Below are 21,932 nucleotides of genomic sequence, written 5' to 3'. Positions count from 1 at the left end.
AACTTGAAGCTGCTCCAATCAAATATCCAGGAGCAAGCGAGCCGGGTCTTCCAGCAGGTTCTTGATGGTCACCAGGAAAGTCACGGCTTCTTTACCATCGATCAGGCGGTGATCGTACGACAGCGCCAGGTACATCATTGGGCGGATCACGACTTGGCCGTTGATGGCCATCGGACGCTGGATGATGTTGTGCATGCCCAGGATCGCGGCTTGTGGCGGGTTAACGATCGGAGTCGACATCATCGAACCGAAGGTACCACCGTTGGTGATAGTGAAGGTACCACCGGTCATCTCGTCGATGGTCAGCTTGCCGTCACGGGCTTTCTTGCCGAAGCCGGCGATGCCGCCTTCGATTTCGGCCAGGCTCATCAGCTCGGCGTTACGCAGGACCGGAACCACCAGGCCACGGTCGCTGGACACGGCAACGCCGACGTCTGCGTAGCCATGGTAAACGATGTCGCCGCCGTCGATGGAGGCGTTGACTGCCGGGAAGCGTTTCAGCGCTTCGGTGGCCGCTTTCACGAAGAACGACATGAAGCCCAGGCGCACGCCGTTGTGGGACTTCTCGAACAGATCCTTGTACTTCGAACGCAGGGCCATGACTTCGGTCATGTCGACTTCGTTGAACGTGGTCAGCATCGCCATGTTCGACTGTGCTTCAACCAGACGCTTGGCCACGGTGGCGCGAACGCGGGTCATCGGTACACGCTTCTCGGTGCGGTCGCCGGCAGCGAACACAGGAGCAGAGGCAGCCGGGGCAGCAGCCTTGGCAGGCGCAGCAGCCGGAGCGTTTTTCTTGGCTTCAACAGCAGCAACCACATCTTCCTTGGTCACACGGCCGTCTTTGCCGGTGCCCTTGATGGAAGCCAGGTTGATGCCGTTTTCTTCCGCCAACTGGCGAGCAGCCGGTGCAGCGATTGGATCTTCGCCACCCGCAGCCGGAGCGGCAGCAGGCGCCGAGGCAGCGGCCGGTGCAGCAGCGGCAGCAGGAGCAGCGGCAGCGCTGCCCTCTTCGATCGAGCCCAGTACCTGGTTCGACAGAACGGTAGCGCCTTCTTCGGCAACGATTGCGCCCAGCACGCCGTCAGCTTCGGCCAACACTTCCAACACGACTTTGTCGGTCTCGATGTCGACGATCAGGTCGTCACGCTTGACGGCCTCACCTGGTTTCTTGTGCCAGGTGGCAACGGTGCCATCGGCAACCGATTCCGGGAATGACGGGGCTTTGATTTCGATAGCCATTATCTGTGGGTCCTTAAAATTCGGTTTCAGTCAGCGCGAAGGCGTTAAACAGTGAAAGCATCTTGCAGCAGTTTTTCCTGCTGCTCGGCGTGCATCGACGCATAACCACACGCAGGTGCAGCGGAAGCATCACGGCCGGCGTACTCCAGGCCCAGGGCCTTGTTGTGGTTACCGATGCTGCGACGCAGGTGATGCTGGCTGCTGTACCACGCGCCCTGGTTCATCGGTTCTTCCTGACACCACACCACATTGGTGAGGTTGGTGTAAGGCGCGATGATCTCCATGAGGTCATCTTCCGGGAACGGGTAAAGCTGCTCGATACGCACGATGGCGATGTCTTCGCGGCCTTCGGCACGGCGTTTTTCCAGCAGGTCGTAGTAGACCTTGCCGCTGCACAGGATCAGGCGAGTGACCTTGGCCGCATCCAGCGTATCGATCTCTGGGATCACGGTCTGGAACGAACCGTCCGCCAGATCTTCCAGGGTCGAGATGGCCAATTTGTGACGCAGCAGCGATTTCGGGGTCAGCACTACCAGCGGCTTGCGCAGCGGGCGGATTACCTGGCGACGCAGCAAGTGGTAGATCTGCGCCGGGGTGGTTGGCACGCACACCTGGATGTTGTGCTCGGCGCACAGCTGCAGGTAACGCTCCAGACGGGCCGAGGAGTGCTCCGGACCCTGACCTTCATAACCGTGTGGCAGCAGCATGGTCAGACCGCACAGACGGCCCCACTTGTGCTCGCCGCTGGTGATGAACTGGTCGATCACCACCTGGGCACCGTTGGCGAAGTCGCCGAACTGGGCTTCCCAGATCACCAGCGCCTGCGGCGTGGTGGTCGAGTAACCGTATTCGAACGCCAGTACGGCTTCTTCGGACAGGAACGAATCGTACAAGTCGAAACGCGGCTGGCCTTCGTACAGGTTCTGCAACGGGATGTAGGTGCCCGCGTCTTTCTGGTTGTGCAATACCGCATGACGGTGCGAGAACGTACCACGGCCGATGTCCTGGCCGGTCATGCGGATCGGGTGACCTTCGAACGCCAGGGTCGCGTACGCCATGGTTTCGGCGTAACCCCAGTTGATCGGCAGGCCGCCGGCTTGCATCTTCTGACGGTCTTCGTAGATTTTCGCAACCTGGCGCTGCACCACGAAGCCATCCGGGATTTCCAGCAGCTTGGCGGACAGTTCCTGCAGGGTCTTCAGATCGAACGAGGTGTCGTGACGCGCCGTCCAGGTGTGACCCAGGTACGGACGCCAGTCAACGAACAGCTCTTTGTTCGGCTCCTTGACCAGGCTTTTTACTACATGCAGACCATTGTCCAGCGCGTTGCGGTATTCATCGATTTTCGCCTGAACACGTGCATCGTCAACGATACCGGCCTTGGTCAGGCTTTCGGCATACAGCTCACGGGTGGTGCGCTGCTTGGTGATCTGCTGGTACATCAACGGCTGGGTGCCGCTTGGTTCGTCGGCTTCGTTGTGACCGCGACGGCGGTAGCAAACCAGGTCGATCACCACGTCACGCTTGAACTGCATGCGGTAGTCGACAGCCAGTTGGGTCACGAACAGCACGGCTTCCGGATCATCGCCATTCACATGGAGGATCGGCGCCTGGATCATCTTGGCAACGTCGGTGGCGTACTCGGTGGAACGCGCGTCCAACGGGTTGCTGATGGTGAAACCAACCTGGTTGTTGATGACGATGTGAACGGTACCGCCAGTCTTGAAGCCGCGGGTCTGCGACATCTGGAACGTTTCCAGGACCACGCCTTGACCGGCGAATGCCGCGTCACCGTGGATGGAAATCGGCAGGACTTTTTCACCGGTGGTGTCGTTACGACGATCCTGGCGAGCACGGACCGAACCCTCGACCACTGGAGAAACGATTTCCAGGTGGGATGGGTTGAAGGCCATGGCCAGGTGAACTTCACCGCCGGTGGTCATCACGTTGGACGAGAAGCCCTGGTGGTATTTAACGTCACCGGAACCCAGCTCGACCTTCTTCTTGCCTTCGAACTCGTCGAACAGCTCACGCGGGTTCTTGCCGAAGGTGTTGACCAACACGTTCAGGCGACCACGGTGGGCCATGCCGATCACGATTTCCTTGGTGCCGTAGGAGCCGGAACGCTGGATCAGCTCGTCGAGCATCGGAATCAGGCTCTCGCCGCCTTCCAGGCCGAAACGCTTGGTGCCCGGGTATTTGGTACCCAGGTATTTTTCCAGGCCCTCGGCTGCGGTCACGCGCTCAAGCAGGTGGCTGCGCACGTCGGCGGACAACACCGGACGGCCACGCACGCCTTCCAGGCGATGCTGGAACCAGTGGCGTTGCTCGGAATCGGTGATGTGCGTGAACTCAGCGCCGATGGTGCGGCAATATGTCTGCTGCAACGCTTCGTGAATTTCGCGTAGGCTCGCTTCCTCTTTGCCGATGAACAGGTCGCCGGCACGGAAGGTCGTATCAAGATCGGCATTGGTCAAGCCGTAATGATTGATCGACAGGTCAGCAGGTGCAGGACGCTGCCAGAGCCCCAGCGGGTCAAGCTGGGCCGCCTGGTGGCCACGCATCCGGTAGGCCTGGATCAGTCGCAGTACTTCAACTTGCTTCTTCTCGTGCTCACTGCTCACGCTTGCGGCGGAAACCGGCTGGGCGCGGCGCTGGTTCTTTGCCAGCAGCACGAACTGATCGCGAATTGTTGCATGCGATACATCGGTGGCAGCGTTGCCGTCTGAAGACAACGTCTGAAATTTGGTGCGCCATTCTTCTGGCACAGCGTTAGGGTCGTGCAGGTAGAGCTCATAAAGCTCTTCCACATAGGCAGCGTTACCACCTGAAAGATAGCCGCTGTTCCACATGCGCTGCATCACGCTTTCTTGCATGCTTGGTCACCCTCGATTTGGGGACACCACCGGCGAAAACACCGAGTTTGCTTGCAAAAGGCCAAGTGCAGCGACCAAAACAAGCCACTTAGGATCACGCTGATAGTTCGGGTACCAACCCGAATGCCCCTGCTTGTCTCATTTCTTCAAAATAAGAGCCGCGGCTTTGTAAGTCGCTGCTCAAGTTAAAACTACGGCGCCGGTTGAAGCCTGCGCCGCAGCATTTACGGGCACAACGGTCCTGCCTTGTTACAACGTCAGTTACACGCCGCTTTGCAGCAACATGTTACGGATGTGACCAATGGCCTTAGTCGGGTTCAGGCCTTTGGGACATACGTTGACGCAGTTCATGATCCCGCGGCAGCGGAATACGCTGAACGGGTCATCCAGCGAAGCCAGGCGCTCGGACGTCTTGGTGTCACGGCTGTCTGCCAGGAAGCGATACGCTTGCAGCAGGGCAGCTGGACCCAGGAACTTGTCCGGGTTCCACCAAAAGGACGGGCACGAGGTCGAGCAGCAAGCGCACAGGATGCACTCGTACAGACCGTCGAGCTTTTCACGCTCTTCAGGGGACTGCAGACGCTCGATGGCCGGAGCCGGCGTGTCGTTCTGCAGGAACGGCTTAACTTTCTCGTATTGCTTGTAGAAGATGCTCATATCGACGACCAGGTCACGGATAACCGGCAAACCTGGCAGGGGACGAACGATCAGCTTGTTGCCTTTAACAACGGCGGACAGCGGCGTGATGCACGCCAGGCCGTTTTTGCCGTTGATGTTCATGCCGTCGGAACCGCACACACCTTCACGGCAAGAGCGACGATAGGAGAAACCTTCGTCCTGCTCTTTGATCAGTGCCAATACATCCAGCACCATCAGGTCTTTACCACCGGTATCGACCTGGAACTCCTGCATGAACGGCGCAGCGTCCTGATCAGGGTTGTAGCGATAAACACTGACTTTCAACATGGCAGCCACCCTTAGTAAGTCCGAATCTTCGGTTCAAACGTCGGAACCGTCTTCGGCGAGAAGTTCACGGCACGCTTGGTTACGCGCTTGTCACCCGGGAAGTACAGGGTGTGGCACAACCAGTTTTCGTCATCGCGATCTTCAAAGTCTTCACGAGCGTGTGCACCACGGGATTCTTTACGAACCTCGGCGGCGATTGCGGTCGCTTCAGCCACTTCCAGCAGGTTTTGCAATTCAAGGGCTTCGATACGAGCGGTGTTGAACGCCTGGCTCTTATCGTTGATCTTGACGTTGGCGATGCGCTTGCGCAGATCGGCCAGCTGGGCAATACCCTTCTGCATGTATTCGCCGGTACGGAATACACCGAAGTAGTTCTGCATGCAGTTCTGCAGCTCGCGACGCAGGGTTGCCACGTCTTCGCCATCGGTACGCTCGTTCAGAGCGTTCAGACGCGCCAGGGCGGCCTCGATGTTGGCGTCGGTGGCGTCATCGTATTCGATGCCGTCGGTCAGGGCTTTTTCCAGGTGCAGGCCAGCCGCGCGGCCGAATACCACCAGGTCGAGCAGCGAGTTGCCGCCCAGACGGTTGGCACCGTGTACCGATACGCAAGCCACTTCGCCTACCGCGAACAGACCGTGGATGATCTCGTCCACGCCGTCGGCGTTCTGGGTGATCGCCTGTCCATGAATGTTGGTCGGAACACCGCCCATCATGTAGTGGCAGGTTGGAACAACCGGAACCGGAGCAACCACTGGGTCAACGTGGGCAAAGGTCTTGGACAGTTCGCAGATACCCGGCAGGCGGCTGTGCAGTACTTCTTCACCCAGGTGATCGAGCTTCAGCAGTACGTGGTCGCCATTCGGGCCACAGCCGTTACCGGCGATGATTTCCTTAACCATCGAACGGGCAACAACGTCACGACCTGCCAGGTCTTTCGCGTTTGGAGCATAACGCTCCATGAAACGCTCGCCGTGCTTGTTGATCAGGTAACCACCTTCACCACGGCAACCTTCGGTGACCAGTACACCGGCGCCGGCGATGCCGGTCGGGTGGAACTGCCACATTTCGATGTCTTGCACCGGCACGCCGGCGCGCAGGGCCATGCCGACGCCGTCACCGGTGTTGATCAGGGCATTGGTGGTCGACGCGTAGATACGACCTGCACCGCCAGTCGCCAGAACAGTAGCCTTGGCGCGGATGTAGGTGGTTTCACCGGTTTCGATGCAGATGGCGATCACACCGACGAACTCGCCTTGTGCGTTCTTAACCAGGTCAACCGCGTAGTACTCATTGAGGAACGTGGTGCCGGCTTTCAGGTTGCCCTGATACAGAGTGTGCAGCAGCGCGTGACCGGTACGGTCGGACGCGGCGCAGGTACGGGCAGCCTGCCCGCCTTTACCGTAATCCTTCGACTGGCCGCCGAATGGGCGCTGGTAGATACGACCTTGTTCGGTACGGGAGAACGGCAGACCCATGTGGTCCAGCTCGAACACCGCGGCCGGACCTTCCTGACACATGTATTCGATAGCGTCCTGGTCACCGATGTAGTCGGACCCCTTGACGGTATCGTACATGTGCCAGCGCCAGTCATCGTTCGGGTCGGCGGACGCGATGGCGCAGGTGATGCCACCCTGGGCCGATACAGTGTGGGAGCGCGTCGGGAACACCTTGGTGATCACGGCAGTCTTGTGACCGCCCTGGGCCAGCTGCAGCGCTGCGCGCATGCCTGCACCGCCGCCACCAATGATGATGGCGTCGAAGGAAATAGTTGGAATGTTAGCCATGAATCAGATACCCCAAAGAATCTGCACACCCCAGACGAAGTAAGCGAACATCGCGACGCCGCATACTGCCTGGAAGAGGAAACGGACTGCGGTCGCGGACTTGCCCAGCGCCATCGGCGTCAGGTAGTCAGTCGCGATGGTCCACATGCCGACCCAGGCGTGAGCACCCAGGGCTACAAGGGCCAGCAGGCTGAAGATTCGCATCGCATTGTGGGAAAACAGCCCGTGCCATTGCTCGTAGCCAATGCCCGGGTTTGCGATGAGGTATCCGATCAGGAAAATGAAATAAGCCGCGAGAACGACCGCAGACACACGCTGTGCCATCCAGTCATAGAGGCCCGAACGCGATAGGTTCGTAACGCTGGTTACCATATCCAAACTCCTGCCAGAACGATCAGCACCACGGAAATGGCGATGATGATTTTCGAGCCCAGGCGGCCGCCTTCCAGCGTCTCACCGATGCCCATATCCATGATCAAGTGGCGCACACCGGCTACCAGGTGATACAGCAGAGCGGACAGGAGGCCCCATGCTACGAACTTGGCCAGCGGGCTGGTCAAGCATGCCTTCACCTCGGCGTATCCTTCCTCGGAACCCAGGGATTTGCTCAATGCATAAAGCATGATGCCCAAGCCCAGGAACAGGATGATGCCGGAAACACGGTGCAGGAACGACGTAACGCCGGTGATGGGGAGTTTGATGGTCCTTAGGTCTAGGTTTACAGGTCGTTGGCTATTCACGGCTTTTTTTCACACTGAAGAGCCCCTAACAATCAGGGCAAAGTTGTTGGGGAGTGCGACTGGTCAGGTAAGCACCACCCAGGGAGTGCGACCCCCAATGAAAGCAAGCCCAAAAGCCCTTGGCGGTCGGTGGCCGAGTATAGACAGTTAGGTTACTAATGACAACGCGCGCTCCTCACCCTAATAGCGGATTGCGCTGGCGGGATAAAAGGCGTAAATGGCAGGCAATTTCGAGGAAAAAGTACGGTTAAAGCCTTCTGGGGCAAGACTTTAGGCAAATTGACATCTGAATTTATCTCACTATAGTGGTGCGGGCCCTGCGTGGGGGGTCTGTCTGATGATTTGAAGCATAAATAGGAGGCCACATGGCTGACAAAAAAGCGCAGTTGATCATCGAGGGCGCAGCCCCCGTCGAGCTGCCCATTTTAACCGGCACCGTTGGTCCCGATGTTATCGACGTACGGGGCCTGACGGCCACGGGCCGTTTCACTTTCGACCCAGGCTTCATGTCGACCGCCTCTTGCGAGTCGAAGATCACCTATATCGACGGCGACAATGGCATCCTGCTGCACCGCGGCTACCCGATCGAACAACTGGCTGAACAGTCGGACTACCTGGAAACCTGCTACCTGCTGCTAAATGGCGAACTGCCAACAGCCGAGCAAAAAGCCCAGTTCGTCAGCACCGTGAAGAACCACACCATGGTTCACGAGCAGTTGAAGACCTTCTTCAACGGCTTCCGTCGCGACGCCCACCCGATGGCCGTCATGTGCGGCGTGGTTGGTGCCCTGTCGGCCTTCTATCACGACTCCCTCGACATCAATAACCCGCAGCATCGCGAAATTTCCGCGATCCGCCTGGTTGCCAAGATGCCGACCTTGGCCGCAATGGTTTACAAGTACTCCATGGGCCAACCCATGATGTACCCGCGCAACGACCTGACGTACGCGGAAAACTTCCTGCACATGATGTTCAACACCCCGTGCGAGATCAAACCGATCAGCCCGGTGCTGGCCAAGGCAATGGACCGGATCTTCATCCTCCACGCCGACCACGAGCAAAACGCCTCGACGTCTACCGTGCGTCTGGCAGGCTCTTCGGGTGCCAACCCGTTCGCCTGTATCGCCGCCGGTATCGCCGCACTGTGGGGCCCTGCCCACGGCGGTGCGAACGAAGCCGTATTGACCATGCTCGATGAAATCGGCGATGTGTCCAACATCGACAAGTTCATCGCCAAGGCCAAGGACAAGAACGATCCGTTCAAGTTGATGGGCTTCGGTCACCGGGTCTACAAGAACCGCGACCCGCGCGCCACCGTCATGAAGCAGACCTGCGACGAAGTGTTGAAGGAACTGGGCATCAAGAACGATCCGCAACTCGAACTGGCCATGCGCCTGGAAGAGATCGCCCTGACCGACCCGTACTTCATCGAACGCTCGCTGTACCCGAACGTCGACTTCTACTCGGGGATCATCCTCAAGGCGATCGGCATTCCAACCAGCATGTTCACCGTGATCTTCGCCCTGGCGCGGACCGTGGGCTGGATCTCCCACTGGAAAGAAATGCTCTCCAGCCCGTACAAGATTGGCCGTCCGCGCCAGCTGTACACCGGCTACGAGTCGCGTGACATTACCAAGCTGGAAGATCGGCACTAAATCCCAGCCAAATAAAACGGCCTCTTTATGAGGCCGTTTTTTTTGGCTGGGATTTAGTGAGCTGCAAGCTTCAAGCTATTAGCTACAAGCAAAAAAATACCCCTGCCTCACGACAGGGGTATTTCTCTACACAACACTGCTTCTAACTTGCAGCTTGTAGCTTAAAGCTTGCAACTCCTCAATGATTCACCGCCCCACTTGCCCCCAGGCCAGTCTGCGAACGCACAAACTGCGGGAAGTACAGCGCACGCTCTTTCTCTGCCGCCGCCGACTTGTCGGTGATGGAGAAGAACCAGATGCCGACGAACGCGATGATCATCGAGAACAGCGCCGGGTACTCGTACGGGAAGATGGCTTTTTCGTGATGCAGGATCGAGACCCAGATGGTCGGACCCAGGATCATCAGGCCAACGGCACTGACCAAGCCCAACCAGCCGCCAATCATCGCGCCACGGGTGGTGAGGTTTTTCCAGTACATGGAAAGCAGCAGTACCGGGAAGTTACAGCTGGCGGCAATCGAGAACGCCAGGCCGACCATGAACGCGATGTTCTGGCTTTCGAACAGGATACCCAGGCCGATTGCCAGCACTGCTAGGGCGATGGTGGTGATCTTCGATACGCGAATCTCATCCTTCTCGTTGGCCTTGCCTTTCTTGATCACGCTGGCGTACAGGTCATGGGACACCGCCGAAGCACCCGCCAGGGTCAAACCGGCAACCACTGCCAGGATGGTGGCGAAGGCCACAGCCGAGATGAAGCCCAGGAAGATACTGCCGCCCACCGCGTTGGCCAGGTGCACCGCCGCCATGTTGTTACCGCCCAGCAAGGCACCTGCAGCATCCTTGAACGCCGGGTTGGTACTGACCAGCAGGATCGCGCCGAAGCCGATGATAAAGGTCAGGATATAGAAGTAGCCGATGAAGCCAGTGGCATACAGCACGCTCTTACGCGCTTCCTTGGCGTCGCTTACGGTGAAGAAGCGCATCAGGATGTGCGGCAGGCCGGCGGTACCGAACATCAGTGCCAGGCCCAGGGAGAACGCGGAGATCGGGTCTTTCACCAGGCCGCCGGGGCTCATGATCGCTTCACCTTTAGGGTGAACCTTGATCGCCTCGGAGAACAGCATGTTGAAATCGAAGTTGACGTGCTTCATCACCATCAGCGCCATGAACGAGGCACCGGACAGCAACAGCACTGCCTTGATGATCTGCACCCAGGTGGTCGCCAGCATGCCGCCGAACAGCACGTACATGCACATCAGGATCCCGACCAGGATCACCGCCACATGGTAGTCGAGGCCGAACAGCAGCTGGATCAGCTTGCCCGCACCTACCATTTGCGCGATCAGGTAGAACGCCACCACCACCAGGGAACCACAGGCCGACAGGCTGCGGATCTGGGTTTGCCCGAGGCGATAGGACGCCACGTCGGCAAAGGTGTACTTGCCCAGGTTACGCAGGCGCTCGGCGATCAGGAACAGAATGATCGGCCAGCCCACCAGGAAGCCGATCGAGTAGATCAGGCCGTCGTAGCCAGAGGTGAACACCAGCGCGGAAATACCCAGGAAGGACGCGGCCGACATGTAGTCGCCGGCAATCGCCAGGCCATTCTGGAAACCGGTGATCTTGCCGCCGGCCGCATAATAGTCGGCCGCCGACTTGTTGCGCTTGGACGCCCAGTAGGTGATGCACAACGTCGCGCCGACAAAGGCCACGAACATCAGGATCGCTGCGATATTCAGCGGTTGTTTGTGCACTTCACCGGTCAATGCATCCGCGGCCCAAACAGCGGGCGCGAAGACCGAAGCGCCGAATACAGCCAATAGACGACGGATCATTGCGCAGCCTCCTTGAGAATCGCATTGTTCAGGTCGTCGAATTCGCCGTTGGCGCGTCGCACATAGATGCCGGTGAGGACAAAGGCCGAGACAATCAGCCCGACCCCGATGGGGATGCCCCAGGTGATGGATGAGCCGGGGCTGAGTTTAGCCCCCAGTATTTGTGGCCCGTAGGCGATCAACAGGATGAATCCGGAGTACAGCCCGAGCATGATCGCCGAGAGAATCCAGGCGAACCTTTCCCTTTTTCTCACCAGCTCCTTGAAACGCGGGCTGTTTTGAATCGAGAGGTAAATGCTGTCGTTCATTGTTTTTATCCTCGCAGCACAGCTTTTTTATTATTGGAACGTATCCACTGTATGCGGCTGCGGAACAGGTTCCAGACGACCTTAGTAGTAGAGGGAGTGTAGCGAGGGATTGAGAGGGCGCAGAAACATTTACGGGTGACGAAAATAATGTGGGAGGGGGCTTGCTCCCGATGGCAGTGAGTCAGCTACAGATAAGCTGACTGACACTCCGCTATCGGCGGCAAGCCCCCTCCCACAGGGGTTGTATCAAGGCATTGGGGCGTTATTTACCGATCCACTCGGCTACACGCTCAGGGTGCTTGGCAACCCAGTCCTTGGCGGCCGCATCAGGCTTGGCACCTTCCTGGATAGCCAGCATGACTTCGCCGATTTCGTCCTTGGAGGCCCACTGGAATTTCTTCAGGAAGGCCGCGACTTCCGGCGCTTTCTTCTCCAGGCCCTTGCTGCCGATGCTGTTGACGGTTTCAGCAGCACCATAAATCCCTTTTGGATCGTCCAGGAAACGCAGTTTCCACTTGGCGAACATCCAGTGTGGCACCCAGCCGGTGACCGCAATGGATTCCTGTTTGTCTTCGGCGCGGGTCAGTTCGGCGATCATGGCGGCGCCCGAACTGGCTTGCAGCTTGTAATCGAGACCGTACTGCTTGATGGCTTCGTCGGTCTTGAGCATTACGCCTGAACCGGCGTCGATGCCGACGATCTTGTTCTTGAAGGTGGTATCGGTCTTGAGGTCTTCGATGGACTTGGCCTTGACGTACTCCGGCACGATCAAGCCGATCTTCGCATCCTTGAAGTTGGGGCCGTAGTCGACCACCTTGTCCTTGTTCTTGGCCCAGTACTCACCGTGGGTCACGGGCAGCCAGGCGGAAAGCATGGCATCGAGCTTGCCGGTGGCCACGCCCTGCCACATGATCCCGGTGGCGACCGCTTGCAGTTTCACGTCATAACCGAGCTTGGCCTTGATCACCTCTGCCGCCACGTGCGTGGTGGCAACGCTGTCGGACCAACCATCTACATAACCGATGCTCAGGGTTTTGCTGTCGGCGCTGGCCAGTGTGGAGCTCATCGCAACTACCAGAGTGGCAGCTGCGCCCAAGAGTCGTCGCATCTTCATCGTACTTCCCCGAAAGTGCTGCGCCCGGCGGATGCCGAGCGACGTCAACCTGTTGTTATGTGGTGCGCCGCGCCCCCTTCACGCGCATCGATCCGGCTGCTGCGACATCAGTGGAGTGCTGACACGTCGATCATCAACCTGCCGGGGCCTTCGACCTGCTCTGTCAGCGACCTCATGCAAGCAAGAAACGACATCACATCGCCAGCAGGACTTTTTGTAGGACTTAACCCCACAATCCCGCCTGAACTTTGCATGTCAAAATTATGCAGCCCCACTGGGATAGCGCAAATCCGGGTAAGATGCGCGCCTTTGCTCCCCCAGATTAAGCCGACCATGCCCGCGACTGCCCGCTTCCCTGCCCTGCCCTATTGCCTCGCTTTGATCCTCGGCCTGCTGGCCCTGACTGGTTACTGGTATGGCCTCGGCCGGCCGGTGGTGCTGCCGGATGTCGCCAGTGCCTGCCACAAGCTGCAATGCGCGTCGTACACACCGTTCGACAAGGACCAATCGCCCTTCGACCAACCCTTCAAACTGCGCCCCGAGCGCATGGACGCCGACCTGGCCCTGCTGGCTACCCGCTTCGAATGCATTCGCACCTACTCCATGACCGGCCTGGAAGCCTTGCCGGGCCTGGCGCGCAAGCATGGGTTGAAGGTGATGGCAGGTGCCTGGGTCAGCAGTGACCCAGTGACAACCGAAAAGGAGATCGACGAGCTGATCGCCTCGGCCAACGCCAACCCCGACGTGATCACCTCGGTGATCGTCGGCAACGAAGCCCTGCTGCGCAAGGAAGTCACCGCCAAACAGCTGGTGACGCTGATCCACACAGTCAAAAGCCAGATCAAGCAACCGGTCACCTATGCCGACGTCTGGGAGTTCTGGCTGCAGCACCCGGAAATCGCCCCGGCGGTGGACTCCCTGACCATCCACCTGCTGCCTTACTGGGAAGATGACCCCTCCGGCATCGACCAGGCCCTCAAGCATGTGGGCGATGTACGCCAGACCTTTGGCAACAAATTCGCGCCCAAGGACATATTGATCGGCGAGACCGGCTGGCCCAGCGAAGGCCGCCAGCGCGAAACCGCGGTGCCGAGCCGGGTCAACGAAGCCAAGTTCATGCGTGGTTTCGTGGCCATGGCCGAAGCCAATGGCTGGCACTACAACCTGATCGAAGCGTTTGACCAGCCGTGGAAGCGCGCCAGTGAAGGCGCAGTAGGGGGTTACTGGGGCTTGTTCGATGCCGATCGCCAGGACAAGGGCATCCTCGCCGGTCCCGTCACCAACGTGCCGTACTGGCCGTTGTGGCTGGGGGTGGGCGGGATCATCCTGCTGGGCACGTTGGTGCTCGGTGGTCGCGTTCGCAGCACTCGCGCCGCGCTGACCCTGCCACTGCTGGGTGCAGTGGCTGCCTGCTCCATCGGCACCTGGGCCGAACTGACGCGTGTGACTGCGCGCTTCAACGATGAGTGGGTGTGGGCCGGTTTACTGGTGGCGCTGAACCTGCTGGTGCTGACTCACGCGGCCCTGGCCCTGAGTGCCCGTGAAGGCTGGCGCGAACGGGCGTTCATCTGGCTGGAACAACGTGCAGGCTGGCTGGTGGCAATCGCCGGGTTCGCGGGTGCGGTGATGATGCTCGCACTGGTGTTTGACCCACGCTACCGCAGCTTCCCGAGCGCGGCACTGCTGCTGCCGGCCTTGGTGTACCTGGTTCGCCCGGTGACCGGGCCGCGCCGGGAGATCGCGCTGCTGACCTTTATTATCGGTGCCGGCATTGCGCCGCAGTTGTACCGAGAAGGCTTGCTGAACCAACAGGCTTGGGGTTGGGCGCTGGTCAGCGTGTTGATGGTGGTGGCTTTGTGGCGGTGCTTGCGGATGCGCAGGACTTGAGACCGCCCCGCGGCTGCCTGACCAACCGCAACCCCGCAATCACTACCGCAAACACCGCAAACGTGGTGTTGTACAACGCCAGCGCAGGAAACCCAAACACCAGCCCCAGCACCGCCAAGCCCCAGCCCGCGCGACCCGGCACGAAAAACCCCAGCACCGAAGTCACCAGCGCGGCCCAGCCCAGCACCTTGAAGTGAATCATCAAGCCCAGGTTCGAACGCACCTGGCATTCCCAGCGGCTGGCCTCGTCGGCACAGATGCCGACCCACTGGCCATCTTCCATAAAGCCGTAACGTGCGCCATAACTGGCAGCCAGCCATAACGGCAGGGCAATAAGCAGCAGAATCAACGGCAAGCGGCGGGACATGGAGCACTCCGATAGGCAAAAACGGCGCTCAGCTTAATGCGCCAGTGGCCGTTAGCAAGGTGCATACACACAATTAGTGTTCACTAATGCATGGCAAAGTGTATCGTCTCGCTACTATTACCCCGATTCCGACGTTATTTTCCGACTTTTCGTGCCGAAGGCTGGCACTTCGGTGGCAACGCGGTGGTCATAGCCTGCGAACTTCATTAAGCACGTTTCCTCTTAGGGATTAAGTCATGCTCCGTTCCTTGCGCTGTGCTGCTCTACTGGGCAGCCTTTTTTTGAGTGCGTCAGCACTGGCCGTCGATATCGACCAAGCCAGCTATGGCTACCCTTTGACCAACCCGTTCGAAGCGACCATCGCCACCACACCGCCTGACCTTCGGCCTACATTGCCGACCGATGACGAGATCAACCAGTCCGACTACACCCTGAATATGCGCCCCGAGCGCGAGTTCAGCCTGCCGGACAATTTCTGGGCGGTGAAGAAGCTCACTTACCGCATCGCCAAGCAAGACCGCGCCGCGCCGCTGATCTTCCTGATCGCGGGCACCGGTGCACGGTTTGACAGCAGCATCAACGAATACCTGAAAAAACTGTACTACCAGGCCGGCTACCACGTGGTGCAACTGTCGTCTCCGACCAGCTTCGACTTCATCGCCTCAGCGTCGCGCTTCGCCACCCCCGGCATCAGCCAGGAAGACGCCGAAGACATGTACCGCGTGATGCAGGCCGTGCGCGCACAGAATGCCTCGCTGCCGGTGACCGACTTCTACCTCACCGGCTACAGCCTCGGTGCGCTGGATGCGGCGTTTGTCAGCAAGCTCGACGAGACCCGCCGCAGCTTCAACTTCAAGAAAGTGCTGCTGCTCAACCCGCCGGTCAATCTCTACACCTCGATCACCAACCTCGACAAGCTGGTACAAACCGAGGTCAAGGGCATCAACAACACCACCACGTTCTATGAACTGGTGTTGAACAAGCTGACCCGTTACTTCCAGCAAAAGGGCTACATCGACCTCAACGACGCCCTGCTCTACGACTTCCAGCAATCCAAGCAGCACCTGACCAACGAACAGATGGCCATGCTGATCGGCACCTCGTTCCGCTTCTCGGCGGCCGACATCGCCTTTACTTCGGACCTGATCAACCGCCGTGGCCTGATCATCCCGCCGAAGTACCCGATCAGCGAAGGCACCAGCCTTACGCCGTTCCTCAAGCGTGCGCTGCAATGCGACTTCGATTGCTACCTCACCGAACAAGTGATCCCGATGTGGCGCGCCCGCTCCGACGGCGGCAGCCTGCTGCAACTGGTCGACCAGGTGAGCCTGTACGCCCTCAAAGACTACCTGCATGCGAGCCCGAAAATCGCGGTCATGCACAACGCCGACGACGTGATCCTCGGCCCGGGCGACCTCGGTTTCCTGCGTAAAACCTTCGGCGATCGCTTGACCGTCTACCCGCTGGGCGGCCATTGCGGCAACCTCAATTACCGCGTCAACGCCGACGCCATGCTGGAGTTCTTCCGTGGCTAAATATCTTCTGCTGCTCGCCGCCCTGATGTGTGCGGGCGTAGCCCATGCCGACAACAGCAAGGCTCACGCCCCTGTGGTGATGGACTCCGATGGTTTCAAGGAGCCGTTGAGCAAACTCAAGTTCAACCCGGGCCTGGACCAGCGCGAATTCGAACGCTCCTCCGTCAACGCCCTCAACGTGTATGACCCGCTCGAATCGTGGAACCGCCGCGTGTACCACTTCAACTACCGCTTTGACCAATGGGTGTTCCTGCCGGTGGTCGACGGTTACCGCTACGTCACGCCAAGCTTCCTGCGCACCGGGGTGAGCAACTTCTTCAACAACCTGGGCGACGTGCCCAACCTGTTGAACAGCCTGCTGCAACTCAAGGGCCACCGTTCCCTGGAAACCACCGGGCGCCTGCTGCTCAACACCACCGTCGGTATCGCCGGCCTGTGGGACCCGGCGACCGCCATGGGCCTGCCGCGCCAGAGCGAAGACTTCGGCCAGACCCTGGGCTTCTACGGCGTGCCCGGTGGCGCCTACGTGGTGTTGCCGATCTTCGGCCCATCGAACCTGCGCGACACCGGCGGTTTGCTGGTGGACTACACCGCCGAGTCGCAGATCAACTTCCTGAACGTCTCCGAAGTCAGCTCCAACCACCCGGAAATCTGGGCCCTGCGCGCGGTGGACAAGCGCTACCAGACCAGCTTCCGTTATGGCCAGATGAACTCGCCGTTCGAGTATGAGAAGGTGCGGTATATCTATACCGAGTCGCGCAAGTTGCAGATCGCGGAATAATTCCGCCAAGCCTACCAAAGGCCATCGACGCGCTCGATGGCCTTTTTTTTAACTATCAATTAAGTTCATACACACGTGCCATTGAAAGTCAGACACGCCTGCCGACAAAACCGGACGAAAACAGGCTGATTCGCCGATACCCAACTCAGCGACCCAGTGAAATGTATATAGAGCGCAAGTGACAACAGCGCACTGAATCAATACATACCGAAATTATTGATGTAAATAAAGCTATGCGACTACCTGACTCAACCCCCACAACAATAGACCTGCGAACTCAACCCTCATACCAGCACATTTGAAACCAATGGAAATATACACTCAAGGAACCCACACGCCACCAACACCACTTACATCAAGCCAAGCAGGGATACGCTCAGGGGCTAAAAAAGGATACCTCTATGGACATCAGATCATTCTTCACATCTCAATTCTTTAATCAAACAACCCCCCCTCCAACCCTCAAGACAAATAACAGTACCTCTAAACCACTACACCCTGATCATCAGCCAATTGCACAGCATGTGAGCCACGCAACTCACCAACCCGCCCCTCTAAAAGGCCCGGACAGCGCAGAACGCCCAACCGCGGCAACTGGGCGGCCAAAAGGAGATCACCGAACAGCGGAAGAGATCATCAATGCCAATCCCACTCTTCAGAACCTGGAGATGAGCGATAGCATTTATAGGCAAGGCCCAGAGCACAGGCCTCTTCCCGACGCCTACAAACAAGGCATTTATAAACACACTGGTGACTGGACGGTGGCGAATAAAGATCCGGAGTCCCGCGCCAACGCGGCCTACAATGCCGCTCGCCTGTTCAACTTTATTGACTCCAGAGACGCGCACGCCGCACTCGCGAGTCAGCACAACGACGGTTTTCTAAGCGGTTTTTCAGGTTCTGAACAATTAGTGCCGTACCAGAAGTTGAACCCTTACGAAAAAAGCCAGCCACCCTTTCGCGCCCCCTCCATCCGGCCGGACTCCGAACACGCGCTGATCGCGAAATTTATCGAGCATGGCTACTCTAGTCTCGAGTTCAAAGGCGAGCAGCAGATACACCAAAGGCCCACCCACGCAACCGGGCGTCCTCGTGGGGATCAACGAAGTGCTGAGGACATCATCAAAGACAACCCGCTTTTTGTCGCAGCAGATAATATAGTTAATTCATTCGTTCTTGACGGAGACTCTCTTCAGAATCTCCAAAAGCACACAGGAGATTGGACTAAAAACAACAAAGACCCTGAGGCCCGAGCAGATGCGGCCTACAACCTGGCGTATATAGCCAACTACATTGACCACTTAAGCATAACCCCAACAACTGTTGACCCACAGAATCCAAACTTTAACAACGGAAATGTTTGGCATAAAGGCAACCCCTCATTTGCTAAACCAGCCTTGCTTGAACTCGTCCTACTGAACGGCCACAAGGAGCTAATCAATCCCCCTCCCCATTTTTATTCGTCACATGCCAACCTCGCCTTTGACTGAACACCAAAGGCTGTTAACCAACGAAACCACTACCAAGGCCACTGCTCCCTGGAAACCACCGGGGCGCCTGCCGCTCAACACCAACGGCGGTTTGCTGGTGGACTACACCGCCGAGTCGCAGATCAACTTCCTGAACGTCTCCGAAGTCAGCTCCAACCACCCGGAAATCTGGGCCCTGCGCGCGGTGGACAAGCGCTACCAGACCAGCTTCCGTTATGGCCAGATGAACTCGCCGTTCGAGTATGAGAAGGTGCGCTACATCTACACCGAATCGCGCAAGTTGCAGATTGCCGAGTAGCCATCTCCAGCAGCATTCAAAGGCCATCCAGGCAATCTGGATGGCCTTTTTTTTCGCACAACAGACTCAAGCATCTCCCACACAGTGCGCGCACTTCGCCTGGGAACTATCCGAGAAAAAAACTCAATACTAAGAGCGTGCCTATCAGGTTCAGTTAATGCCTGAAGCACCTGACGATCACCTACCAGAAAACATCCCATCAGACGCTCTATTTTAAAGGCCGACACAGATGCTGTTATCCAGCCCTCCAGCAACAAACTCAAACGTGGGAACGATTCCTACGACTACGTCCACACATCAGAACGAAGTAAAGCACATGCCCCCAACCCAAAATACCGGGAGGGACGAGGGTGACTATCGTAGCCACCACGACTTCTACAAAGAGCCTCTTTTTACTTCGATTTTTGGCACTAGCACCACGCCCTCCGTGCTCACTCAAGCCCAACTTCAGGATTTTTTCATCAAAGTCGGCGGTGTGCCCCAGCATGATCTGCATAAACTCACGCCCTACGACCGCGCTAACATCGCAGCCAATGCCCTGCGGGTACTTACATACATTGATAGCACCGCACATGCTTTTTCGACGCCCAACAACGACCGCATAGACACTGGTTTTAAAACCCCGTCCGCGCGCAACTCTTCAACGCCGAACAACGGCCAGATGCATCTTTGGAATTCCGAAGCGAGCATGCTTGTGCGCTTCATCGAACAAGGCTATCCAGGGCTGCAACCCGGTCCAAGATAAGCAGCGCTACGCTGATGCTGACGGCCCTATGGCGTCCTGAACGCAATACTGGCCGCCTCCATAAAAATTATTCCGATAACGTCGGAATAATTTTTATGTATCCAAACTCGGTAAATCGCTGGAACGGGGAGCGCGCGTGACTATGAATGCCACGCCTAGCTTTTGGTGCGCTGCCATACCGTGCGAACCAGCGACACCATCATCAACACCAGCCCCCCGGCGACAATCCCCGCCATGGCGTTCAGCAAGGTCGGCATCAACCAAGCGATGCCGCCGGCGCCCTGGCTCACGCTCTCAATCCAGTGATGCACCACCGGTACGCCATGGGTGAGGATGCCGCCGCCGACCATGAACATGGCCGCCGTGCCGATCACCGACAGGCTCTTCATCATGTACGGTGCCGCACGCAGGATAGCGCCACCAACACTGCGCGCGATCCGGCCGGGCTTCTGGGTGAGCCATAGGCCCAGGTCATCGAGCTTGACGATACCGGCCACCAGGCCGTAGACGCCGATGGTCATGACAATGGCGATGCCCGACAGCACGATCACCTGCTGCATCAGTTGCGCATCAGCCACGATGCCGAGGGTGATGGCAATGATTTCGGCCGAGAGGATGAAGTCGGTGCGGATCGCGCCTTTGATCTTGTCCTTTTCGAAGGCCACCAGATCAACCGCCGGGTCGGCCACGGCTTCGACCAATTGCGTGTGTTCGGCCTGGTCTTCAGCCTTGCTGTGCAGGAATTTATGCGCGAGCTTCTCGAAGCCTTCGAAACACAGGTACGCACCGCCGAGCATCAACAAGGGCGTCACCGCCCAGGGAGCAAAGGCGCTGATCAACAGCGCCGTCGGCACCAGGATCAGCTTATTAACAAACGAGCCCTTGGCCACCGCCCACACCACGGGAATTTCCCGCTCGGCGCGCACACCGGAAACTTGCTGGGCGTTAAGCGCCAGGTCGTCACCCAGCACGCCGGAGGTCTTCTTCGCGGCCACTTTTGTCATCAGGGCAACGTCATCGAGTACCGCGGCGATATCATCAATCAACACCAACAAGCTGCTTCCTGCCATGAATCGGACATCCGTAAGGGGGAGATAGGGCGAGCATAACGTGGCGCAAAGCTTTGCGGGCACATTGTTGAGGCCCGCGGATGGCCGGTGCTACCATGCGCAACCGCCTGTCCTGGCAAGGAAACCTCCCGTGCTCAGTTTCATAGATACGTTTCTCTTTTGGCGAGTGGCTGTTGTCGTCAGGCAAGGAGCCGCGACGACTCATAGCTCGCTATGGGGAGGAGCGGCGACGCAGAATGGCGGCAATAGACGCCGTCAAAAAGAAACAGTATCTGTGAGACTGAGCACTTTATGAGCACCATTCGCGAGCGCAACAAAGAAAAGATCCTGCGGGCGGCGAGCGAGGAGTTTGCCGACAAGGGCTTCGCCGCGACCAAAACCAGCGACATCGCCGCCAAGGCCGGGCTGCCCAAGCCCAACGTCTATTACTATTTCAAGTCCAAGGACAACCTCTACCGCGAGGTGCTCGAAAGCATTATCGAGCCGATCCTGGCGGCTTCCACGCCGTTCAATCCCGAGGGTGAGCCTTCGGTAGTGCTGAGCAATTACATCCGCTCGAAAATCCGCATCTCCCGCGACCTGCCCTTCGCTTCCAAGGTGTTCGCCAGCGAAATCATGCATGGCGCGCCGCACCTGAGTGCCGATCAGGTCGAACAACTCAACGCCCAGGCCAAGCACAATATCGACTGCATCCAGAGCTGGGTGGATCGCGGGTTGATCGCGGCGATCGACCCCAATCACCTGATGTTCAGCATCTGGGCGGCGACGCAGACGTATGCGGATTTCGACTGGCAGATTTCGGCGGTGACCGGCAAGGCCAAGCTGGATGAGGCCGATTATGAAGCGGCGGCGCAGACGATTATTCGGTTGGTGCTCAAGGGCTGTGAACCCGACTGACACACTGAGGTGCCCCCGATGAGCATAAGTATCTACACAACTTCAGTAGGATAACGCGCAGCTGTCGAGCCTTGGCGAGGCTGCGTTTGCGGCGCGTCTGACACACCGCCGACGCAGCCTCGCCAAGGCTCGACAGCTGCGAATGCCAACCCCATCAAGGCCTCCCCCCGTAGCAGCTGCCGAGCGCAAGCGAGGCTGCGTCAGACGCACTACCGACTCAAGCTCGAGCCGCGGCCAACGCAGCCTCGCCGGGGCTCGGCAGCTGCTACGAATGCCAACCCCATCAAGGCCTCCCCCCGTAGCAGCTGCCGAGCGCAAGCGAGGCTGCGTCAGACGCGCT

General features: G+C 58.4%; 18 protein-coding genes and 1 pseudogene. 8 read left to right on the top strand and 11 right to left on the bottom strand.

Going from position 1 to position 21,932, the window contains the following annotated elements; translation table 11 throughout:
• Positions 1-18 precede the first annotated feature (18 nt).
• The 6 genes from odhB to sdhC form a co-directional block, all read right to left on the bottom strand.
• Positions 19-1,242, bottom strand: coding sequence for a 2-oxoglutarate dehydrogenase complex dihydrolipoyllysine-residue succinyltransferase (odhB, locus tag FIV39_RS11525; protein WP_090407100.1), 1,224 nt, complete (start codon positions 1,240-1,242; stop codon positions 19-21).
• Positions 1,243-1,286: 44 nt separating this feature from the next.
• Positions 1,287-4,118 (bottom strand): 2-oxoglutarate dehydrogenase E1 component, encoded by a 2,832-nt coding sequence (locus tag FIV39_RS11520; RefSeq protein WP_090407103.1) that lies wholly within the window; start codon positions 4,116-4,118, stop codon positions 1,287-1,289.
• Between the two features lie 261 nt (positions 4,119-4,379).
• Positions 4,380-5,084, bottom strand: coding sequence for a succinate dehydrogenase iron-sulfur subunit (locus tag FIV39_RS11515; protein ID WP_003172807.1), 705 nt, complete (start codon positions 5,082-5,084; stop codon positions 4,380-4,382).
• An 11-nt stretch (positions 5,085-5,095) separates the two neighbouring features.
• Entirely contained in the window at positions 5,096-6,868 is a 1,773-nt protein-coding gene (gene sdhA, locus FIV39_RS11510) for a succinate dehydrogenase flavoprotein subunit (protein WP_053130512.1), read from the bottom strand.
• A 3-nt stretch (positions 6,869-6,871) separates the two neighbouring features.
• Positions 6,872-7,240, bottom strand: coding sequence for a succinate dehydrogenase, hydrophobic membrane anchor protein (gene sdhD / locus FIV39_RS11505; protein ID WP_090407106.1), 369 nt, complete (start codon positions 7,238-7,240; stop codon positions 6,872-6,874).
• Complete coding sequence (gene sdhC / locus FIV39_RS11500) at positions 7,234-7,608, bottom strand: succinate dehydrogenase, cytochrome b556 subunit (RefSeq protein ID WP_003172804.1); 375 nt, start codon at positions 7,606-7,608, stop codon at positions 7,234-7,236. The genes sdhD and sdhC overlap by 7 nt, the downstream gene beginning before the upstream one ends.
• A gap of 365 nt (positions 7,609-7,973) precedes the next feature.
• On the opposite strand from sdhC, the gene gltA reads away from it, so the two are divergent.
• Positions 7,974-9,263, top strand: coding sequence for a citrate synthase (gene gltA, locus FIV39_RS11495; protein WP_090407109.1), 1,290 nt, complete (start codon positions 7,974-7,976; stop codon positions 9,261-9,263).
• A gap of 178 nt (positions 9,264-9,441) precedes the next feature.
• Here gltA and FIV39_RS11490 read toward each other — a convergent pair whose 3' ends face one another.
• From FIV39_RS11490 to FIV39_RS11480, 3 genes are all read right to left on the bottom strand, one after another.
• Positions 9,442-11,100, bottom strand: coding sequence for a cation acetate symporter (locus FIV39_RS11490; RefSeq protein ID WP_090407113.1), 1,659 nt, complete (start codon positions 11,098-11,100; stop codon positions 9,442-9,444).
• A complete protein-coding gene (locus FIV39_RS11485; protein WP_024074297.1) occupies positions 11,097-11,408 on the bottom strand; it encodes a DUF485 domain-containing protein in 312 nt (103 codons plus the stop codon). The genes FIV39_RS11490 and FIV39_RS11485 overlap by 4 nt, the downstream gene beginning before the upstream one ends.
• A gap of 262 nt (positions 11,409-11,670) precedes the next feature.
• Positions 11,671-12,522 carry a glycine betaine ABC transporter substrate-binding protein gene (locus FIV39_RS11480; RefSeq protein ID WP_146371517.1) on the bottom strand — a complete coding sequence of 284 codons (852 nt, stop codon included), beginning with the start codon at positions 12,520-12,522 and terminating at the stop codon, positions 11,671-11,673.
• Positions 12,523-12,855: 333 nt separating this feature from the next.
• Here FIV39_RS11480 and FIV39_RS11470 point away from each other — a divergent pair, with 333 nt between their 5' ends.
• Positions 12,856-14,409, top strand: a complete 1,554-nt coding sequence (locus FIV39_RS11470; protein WP_090407122.1) for a glycoside hydrolase family 17 protein — start codon at positions 12,856-12,858, stop codon at positions 14,407-14,409.
• On the opposite strand, the gene FIV39_RS11465 is transcribed toward FIV39_RS11470, so the two are convergent.
• Positions 14,354-14,776: a hypothetical protein gene (locus FIV39_RS11465; protein WP_090407125.1), complete on the bottom strand. Its 423-nt coding sequence runs from the start codon at positions 14,774-14,776 to the stop codon at positions 14,354-14,356. The genes FIV39_RS11470 and FIV39_RS11465 overlap by 56 nt on opposite strands.
• A gap of 236 nt (positions 14,777-15,012) precedes the next feature.
• Between FIV39_RS11465 and FIV39_RS11460 the strand changes: the two genes are divergently transcribed.
• From FIV39_RS11460 to FIV39_RS11440, 5 genes and pseudogenes are all read left to right on the top strand, one after another.
• Positions 15,013-16,311 (top strand): serine/threonine protein kinase, encoded by a 1,299-nt coding sequence (locus FIV39_RS11460; protein WP_027607050.1) that lies wholly within the window; start codon positions 15,013-15,015, stop codon positions 16,309-16,311.
• Entirely contained in the window at positions 16,304-17,092 is a 789-nt protein-coding gene (locus FIV39_RS11455; protein WP_090407128.1) for an MlaA family lipoprotein, read from the top strand. Before FIV39_RS11460 ends, FIV39_RS11455 begins: the two co-directional genes overlap by 8 nt.
• 401 nt (positions 17,093-17,493) lie before the next feature.
• The gene (locus tag FIV39_RS11450; RefSeq protein ID WP_143513896.1) at positions 17,494-18,582 is read left to right on the top strand and encodes a hypothetical protein; all 1,089 of its coding nucleotides are present in this window, start codon (positions 17,494-17,496) and stop codon (positions 18,580-18,582) included.
• Between the two features lie 73 nt (positions 18,583-18,655).
• Positions 18,656-18,880, top strand: a pseudogene (locus FIV39_RS11445) (MlaA family lipoprotein); the annotation flags it as partial.
• Positions 18,881-19,196: 316 nt separating this feature from the next.
• Complete coding sequence (locus tag FIV39_RS11440; RefSeq protein ID WP_090407134.1) at positions 19,197-19,625, top strand: hypothetical protein; 429 nt, start codon at positions 19,197-19,199, stop codon at positions 19,623-19,625.
• Between the two features lie 155 nt (positions 19,626-19,780).
• Here the strand turns inward: FIV39_RS11440 and FIV39_RS11435 are convergent, their stop codons facing one another.
• The gene (locus FIV39_RS11435) at positions 19,781-20,695 is read right to left on the bottom strand and encodes a DUF808 domain-containing protein (protein WP_090407137.1); all 915 of its coding nucleotides are present in this window, start codon (positions 20,693-20,695) and stop codon (positions 19,781-19,783) included.
• 291 nt (positions 20,696-20,986) lie between these two features.
• On the opposite strand from FIV39_RS11435, the gene FIV39_RS11425 reads away from it, so the two are divergent.
• Positions 20,987-21,592 (top strand): TetR/AcrR family transcriptional regulator, encoded by a 606-nt coding sequence (locus FIV39_RS11425; RefSeq protein WP_090407140.1) that lies wholly within the window; start codon positions 20,987-20,989, stop codon positions 21,590-21,592.
• Positions 21,593-21,932 lie beyond the last annotated feature (340 nt).

Source organism: Pseudomonas grimontii (assembly GCF_007858185.1).
In the GTDB taxonomy this organism is placed as follows: domain Bacteria; phylum Pseudomonadota; class Gammaproteobacteria; order Pseudomonadales; family Pseudomonadaceae; genus Aquipseudomonas; species Aquipseudomonas grimontii.
The sequence above is the reverse complement of the archived record's forward strand: the minus strand, read 5'-3'. Positions and strand labels throughout refer to the sequence as shown.